This is a genomic window from Methanococcoides sp. (assembly GCF_030594565.1).
Taxonomy (GTDB): Archaea; Halobacteriota; Methanosarcinia; order Methanosarcinales; family Methanosarcinaceae; genus Methanococcoides; species Methanococcoides seepicolus.
Map to the genome: position 1 here is coordinate 1 of NZ_JAUVEY010000121.1, position 6812 is coordinate 6812.

6 protein-coding genes are annotated in these 6812 nt (G+C 42.1%); 2 read left to right on the plus strand and 4 right to left on the minus strand.

What is annotated here, in order from left to right:
* The coding region (locus tag QAS77_RS09455) for an indolepyruvate ferredoxin oxidoreductase (RefSeq protein WP_305065165.1) at positions 1-1291 on the minus strand (1291 nt) is incomplete at its 3' end.
* Positions 1288-2196, minus strand: coding sequence for a methanogenesis marker protein 11 (gene mmp11 / locus QAS77_RS09460; protein ID WP_305065167.1), 909 nt, complete (start codon positions 2194-2196; stop codon positions 1288-1290). The genes QAS77_RS09455 and mmp11, both read right to left, overlap by 4 nt.
* Before the next feature lie 204 nt (positions 2197-2400).
* Here mmp11 and QAS77_RS09465 point away from each other — a divergent pair, with 204 nt between their 5' ends.
* Positions 2401-3192, plus strand: coding sequence for a hypothetical protein (locus QAS77_RS09465; protein ID WP_305065169.1), 792 nt, complete (start codon positions 2401-2403; stop codon positions 3190-3192).
* Positions 3193-3975: 783 nt separating this feature from the next.
* On the opposite strand, the gene QAS77_RS09470 is transcribed toward QAS77_RS09465, so the two are convergent.
* Both QAS77_RS09470 and radC read right to left on the minus strand, forming a co-directional pair.
* Complete coding sequence (locus QAS77_RS09470) at positions 3976-4731, minus strand: potassium channel family protein (RefSeq protein WP_305065171.1); 756 nt, start codon at positions 4729-4731, stop codon at positions 3976-3978.
* Between the two features lie 474 nt (positions 4732-5205).
* Complete coding sequence (gene radC / locus QAS77_RS09475; RefSeq protein WP_305065172.1) at positions 5206-5895, minus strand: RadC family protein; 690 nt, start codon at positions 5893-5895, stop codon at positions 5206-5208.
* A 137-nt stretch (positions 5896-6032) separates the two neighbouring features.
* Here radC and QAS77_RS09480 point away from each other — a divergent pair.
* Positions 6033-6812 (plus strand): molybdopterin synthase (locus tag QAS77_RS09480; RefSeq protein ID WP_305065173.1); only part of this gene is annotated, 780 nt, incomplete at its 3' end.

Genomic DNA, 6812 nt, shown 5'->3' on the forward strand with positions numbered 1-6812 from the left:
TCTCGACAGCATTTATCAGGCCTACGATGCCGGAATGTGACAGTCCGAAGTCACCTATGACAGCAACGGACTTTTTATCGAAACCTGTAGCTGTGGAAATAGCAGCACCAAGTGCAAATCCGACATCAACGGCTTCAAGGGGTGCAGGGGCACTGCGTATGGAGCAGCCCATATCACCCGCTATGAAAATATCCAGATCATGAAGCATTCTGTAGACCGGCAGGAAAAGACAGTCCTCGCACAAAGAACGTGAACCTCTTTCCCCAATGGTCTCAATAAAAGTATATTTAGTTACCTTATCTTTATCGATGTTCTCGATCGCAAAACCGATCTGCTCTTTTTCAATGCGACCATATGGGAGATGCCCGCTCATTTTTCCCAGTACGTTCTCGCAGATACTGATGTGGGATTCGATAAAGGCTTCACTTTCCTCAATAACGAGAACTTTTTCATGGTCGGATATGAAATCTCTTAATTTCCTAACAGGAAGCGGAGATACAACATTAAGTGAAAGATGTGAAACCTCAAGCTGTCTTTCGGACAATAGCTCATCTACAAGCAAAGAGGGATAGCCAGAAGAAATTATGCCCGTCTTGCCTGCTTTAACATATCGTGTCAGAGAAGTGTTCTCTGCTTCATCCACAAGCAATGGCTGTACATTTATGTGAAAATGCTGGTGCTTGCCACGCATTGTCAGCTTCCAGACAGACCTGTCAAATGTAGCTTCTGTCTTCTTAATGTCCTCGGATCTTGTGACAGGACCTGTGGCTTTTTCCAGACGATCCGTTATCCTGACTATAACAGGGGTCTTTGTACTTTCGGAGAGTTCGAATGCTCTGATAAGTGACCTGTATGTAGCATCCGGGTTCGACGGGTCGAACACCGCGACCTCTGCCACCTCACCGTACCATCGTGAATCCTGCTCGTTCTGGGATGCTCTGACCCCCGGATCATCGCCTGCGATTATGACAAGTCCTGCACCGATCGTATGTGTGACAGAGGTTATGAGAGGGTCGGAAAGGACATTCATTCCCACGTGTTTTGTGATGGTCAGTGCCCTTCTGCCTGAAACGGAAGCACCGAGTGCTGTCTCCAGTGCAGCCTTCTCATTGGTCATCCACAGGGTGGTGACGTCAGCGGGACTGTTCTTTTCAAAATGTTCTATCAATGCAGTGGTGGGAAATCCGGCAACTGCCGTTATCATCTTTACACCACAGTCCATGGCTGCAGCATAAAGGGCTTCAAGCCCCGTGACCTCCACAGGTTCATTTTGACCTTCAGGAACGTTCATAACTTAGCTTCCAGATCAATTGATTCATCAGGACGGGCAAACCATGCAAGGGATGCCAAGGCACCTATCACACCATTGCCATCGAGCCAGATATCAACACCATTCTTGCGTGCATGTTCCATTGCAATATCCTTGGTCAGCTCTCCGCTGCGACACATGGTGCTGTATTCTTCCATATGGGATGCCTCGAATGAGGATAGTACCACCATTCCAGTCTCATCGGATACGCTGTATTTGAGCAGTGCATTTTTCAGGTCTTCAAGGAGCTCTTTCTTTGCTTCTTCGCTCACACAACCAAATTCAAGCACTGTGGATACGCAGTTCTGTGTTTTAGCCGAGACCGGGAACAATTGAACAAGGGAATGGGAAAGATAGACGGATTCATTGCTATTGAGTGCCGTAGCAATGTTGTGTGTCATTGACCATGTAGCTCCCTCTTCCTTTGTATCGGTATCATCTATCCCGATAAGTACACGCTGCCGTCTTGGAACGACTATGGTGCCTTTGGCAGCCTTTCCGCCACCTGAGTCACCCACATCATAGCGTAGCACTCCCGGTGCGAATGCTCTGCATTTCGTGGCACCCACGCCTCCGCCTCCAAGACCTGCATAGGTGATGGATACCTCATCCCCGTCAACCACAACAGATTCGATCCCGGCAGCAGCCACCGATGGCTTAAGTGTAAGATCGCAAACATCAGCTTTCACGAGGTAGCGGCTCATGTTGCCCACTGCACGTGCCTTTTGTACAAGGGGTGACCGGGCATAATGGAAACGCGACCACGCAGCACCACTATAGCAATTCGTATGCTCGATGATCTCTGCATATTCGTTATTTTCATCACAGACCACATAGATTCCCCTGTAGGGGATCGTATAGGGATCTGTAAGTTCTACTTCTTTCATCTGATTGGATGAATTATGGGTAATGGTTTAAAGCTTTTGTTGAAAGCTCGTGATCAGCGATAAAAAAATCATTCCGACATCAGTTTATGTAGCCTTCTTCTTTCAAACTGACAATAATGTCAACTACTAAACAAACTGTTTTTTGACATTAGACATTAATTTTAAATATCAGTGACTATCTCTAAATCTATTCAAGGAGGTAGTATGAACACATTTAGAAAATTATTAGTCATTTTATTGATATGCGCTGCACTTACTGCAGTAGGCTGCACGAATAATTCAGAAGAAACACACACTTCTGATGTGTTATCCCCAACTAGTACGCAAGGTGTACGCCCAGATGGATCAACTTATGTAGAATATTTCGTGCCTAAACCATATACTTCAAATATGGCTGCCTGGATGATGGATTATTCTAAAGAAAACAGAATTACATCGAGAGAGGAATTGCATCTATTCAACTTCGATGATGGTCGCCAGTATGAAATGTATATACCGAATGCTGGTGCAAAATCACAAGGTAATTTACTCAGAGGTTCTTGGACAAACGAACCAGACGAGTCGTTTACCCCGACAGCAATCACAGAGGAACAGTTTCAAGATAGAATGGAAAAACTGTTAGCAAATGATCAAAAAGCATACTTCAAGTTCGATACTAATGACCAGTATGGAAAACAACTATATGTCCATACGAGTTCGATGAGTGATGATTGTTTCCAAGCAGAAGTGCTGAAAAACTATATCGATTATAATTCTGATCGTGACAAATATTTCGTAATTTTTAGTAATCAACTCGCTACAGAAAACACATACACGATAACAGGTGTGTTGTACGAGCCACACAAATACTCACTTGTCATATCTGACACTCTTGTAGGAGAAGTTACCGAAACCACATTTGGCGAGGTTGTACAAGATGCAACATACACGAGCATTGTTAAAGCCATTGAATCGTGTAGCTACACAAACCATCCCGGAAAATATTCCTTTGTTTAATCTTCAATATGGAGAAAATTATGTATTGTTCAAATTGTGGAAAATAAGGCTCTGTAGAAAACCTATCAAAATCAACGTATATGGGCTGGAATTGGGATTATATTCCAACATCATGTAACACATTCCATAATCTTTTCAAATTGGATTAGTGTCCGAATATCGAGGATTTCTACAGAGCCGAAAATAAATAGATGACGTAGCATATTGCCCACATTGTGGATCATCTACGACAAAAGGACAAGAAGCCTAGGAGTAGCAGCTGTCCTTTCATTTTTTATTCCAGGACTGGGCCATATATACAAAGGTGAATTGTTTGCTGGTTTCAGGCTAATAGTCTCTGCAACAATGACGTTTGCAGTCTGTTACTTTGCTTGCGTTCCCATTTTATGGATTGGTTACGCAATAGTGTGGGTATTTGCTATTTATGACGCATATACTGGTGCATTTTCTCTGTACAAAACGAACGATTACAATTGATCACAGAAGGAAAGATGAATAATGTATGTCAAAACAACGTGTTCCAAATGTGGTCAATCTTACTATAACAATGTCTGTATCCACGTAACCGAAGTCATTCCCGAAGAATAACTTGCCCTAAGCGTCGTCCACGAACTCCGCGACTTCATGTACGGTGGCATGACCACCGATGAATTCTGCAAACTACTCAAAAAGTATTTCAGGGTTGCATCACGGTACTGTTGCGATTTGATCCAGAGAATGAAGATTGAACTGGACATGTATTGTCCTGATCGAGAACATTTGTATTTTGTCAGAGCTTGAATTTTATTTCTCAGATATTTTTCGATCAAGTTCATCGATTTTATCAGACAGCTCATTTATTTTTTCTATAAGCATATCATTACTTTCATTCTCAAGATCATTTTCTACGAAATACGCAGCTACATTTGCTGTCAGTACTGAAACAAATCCAATCCCAACAATCATAACAAAAAATGCTAAAAACTTACCAGCTAAAGTTTCGGGATATAAATCACCATAACCTACGGTTGTTACAGTTGTAAGTGACCACCATACACCCTCTGAAAACTTCAGATTTTCGATGCGACTAAAAAGTGTTCCGGACAAACCAATTAAAACTAAAGAATACGCTGTGACATACTGCATAGAATTTTTTTGAAATATTTGATATATTGGATTTATCCCTCTCTTTATTGCGATAATAACTCTAAAACTCCTTAAAGCTCGAAAAACACGCAATGATCTTAAAGATCTAAGTGAAGAGAAACCTTCTGGTACAACAATTGGTGGAGTAAGTATTAACAACAACAGCATGAACAGATTACTCTTTGCATACTCCATCTTCATTGAATGAAGGTTAAATAGCAATACGAATTCTGCAAGAAAAATAAACCATATTGCATCATCTAATAATTGTGCTATTTGCACGATTTGAGGAGTTGTTTGTACAATTTCTAGCTCTATAAGCACAAGAGGTAATACAAAAATAGCAATAATGATCATTGGAATTTCTAACTTGCTTTCAATCTTGTTTGCCAATGTATCATTTTCTAAAGCCATCAAACTCCCGAACTGTACAAAAGTATTTAAAAGTAATGTTTTTTGGCTCTGTAGAAATCCTCGATATTCGGACACTAATCCAATTTGAAAAGATTATGGGATGTGTTACATGATGTTGGAATATAATCCTAATTCCAGTCCATCGATGTTGTTTTTGATAGGTTTTCTACAGAGCCTGTTTTTTATTACTAATCTCTTCGAAGTATGAAGATTGAGTTGGACATGTATTGTCCAGATAGTCAGCATCTTTATTTTGTGAGGAGGTGAGGATTCCACAGGCAATCATACATTACAGCTATCAGTTCTACCCAGTATAACTTTGATGCAGTCTTGATGGTCATCCACACTGATCCAGACGAGGCCACAGAAGAGATCAACGCACTAGATGAAACTGTACTCACTTATGCTCAGTCCGTTTATACAGAAGAAAATAGCTTTGTGATAATGGGTGACTTCAATACAGAATTTCAGCCATCAGTTTATGTAGCCTTCCTCTTTCAAACTGACATACCTGCCGTCCCCGATAATTACGTGGTCGAGAACATTAATGCCAAGGATCTTGCCGCCTTCAACGAGCTTTTCCGTTACAGCTATGTCCTCCCTGCTTGGCGCGGGGTCACCTGAGGGATGATTATGTGTTAGTATGACGGACGCTGAAGATTCCATAAGGGCTGATTTGAACACTTCCCGCGGATGCACGATATTTGCGTTCAGGCTGCCAATGGAGATCACCTCTTCCTTGATGATATTGTTCTTCGTATCAAGATAAAGGGCTGTAAGATGTTCTTTTTTCAATTCGCGATGTCTGGGATAGAGCAGGGAATATACATCGTTTGCTGAGCGTATCTTTCTTTTAGGATCATCTGTAAAGATCTCCAGTTTTCTCGCCAGTTCAAAGACCGCTGCTATCTGGGTAGCTTTGGCAGGACCAATACCCCGTATCTTTGTGAGCTGGCTGATGTTCGCCTGGCTTAATTGTTTCAGATTGTATTCCGAGAGGATACGACTGGACATACTGACCACATTCTCGTCCTTTGACCCTGTACGAAGAATAACGGAAAGCAGTTCTGCATTAGAAAGAAAACCGGGACCATGTTTCAACAAGCGCTCTCTTGGCCGATCTTCCGATGGCATGTCATGTATTCTTACCTGATATCCACACATGTAACAGAGTAATATTCTTTATTAATATAAAGCAATCGACATTTAAATTTTTGTTTTATATTTTTAGAAAGAATAAACTTTTGCCACCCGTTCACCGTACTTATATATATTAATCAGGAATAGGAATGGGCATGGGCATGAAAGTCATTTCAGTCATAGGCTACAAGAACACAGGGAAAACGACCTTCGTTACCCGAATGGTAAAGGAACTTTCAGAACTTGGTCGTGTGGGAACGGTCAAACTGATGCTTGACCATCGTCTTGATGATTCGAACACTGATACCGGCAAACATTTCGATTCCGGTGCCGACATGGTCACTGCCGTCACGGACAGGGAACTGGTGACCATTAGCCGTACTCCTTCTTTTGAAAAAGCACTGGATGAACTTGCTGATGCAGGAATGGATTTTGCCATCGTTGAAGGTGCAAAGGACAGTGATGTTGCAAAGGTCGTTCTCGGAGATATGGATGAGGACGTTTCCAATGTTATTGCAAGACTTCCTGAAAAGGCCGACTGGGACCTTGAAAATATCGTCACACTGCTAATGGAACAACCGGACCGCGTCACACTTAATTCCCTTATAGAAAAGGTCAGAGCAAATCCCAACATAGTAAAAGCAGGGGGCATAGGTACTTTCATCGGAATCGTAAGGGTGGATAACGAGGATTACGAGACCCGGATGCTCGAATTCGAGAAGTATGATAAGGTCGCAGATGCCAGCATCCAAAAGATACGTGAAGAAATGATGCAGCAAGATGGCATCATCGATGTTCTCATTCATCATAAAGCCGGAAGGATAATGCCACTTGAAGATATCGTATACATCGTGATAGCAGCAGGCCACCGACAGCAACTGTTCGCAGCTCTTAGTGAGACATTGGATCGAGTGAAATCAGAAGTGCCCATATGGAAAAAA

What these genes read in the sequence shown, in the direction of transcription:
- radC (WP_305065172.1), bottom strand. Translation starts at nt 5,895, where the DNA reads ATGTGTGGATATCAGGTAAGAATACATGACATGCCATCGGAAGATCGG.
- mmp11 (WP_305065167.1), bottom strand. Translation starts at nt 2,196, where the DNA reads ATGAAAGAAGTAGAACTTACAGATCCCTATACGATCCCCTACAGGGGA.
- QAS77_RS09470 (WP_305065171.1), bottom strand. Translation starts at nt 4,731, where the DNA reads ATGGCTTTAGAAAATGATACATTGGCAAACAAGATTGAAAGCAAGTTA.
- QAS77_RS09465 (WP_305065169.1), top strand. Translation starts at nt 2,401, where the DNA reads ATGAACACATTTAGAAAATTATTAGTCATTTTATTGATATGCGCTGCA.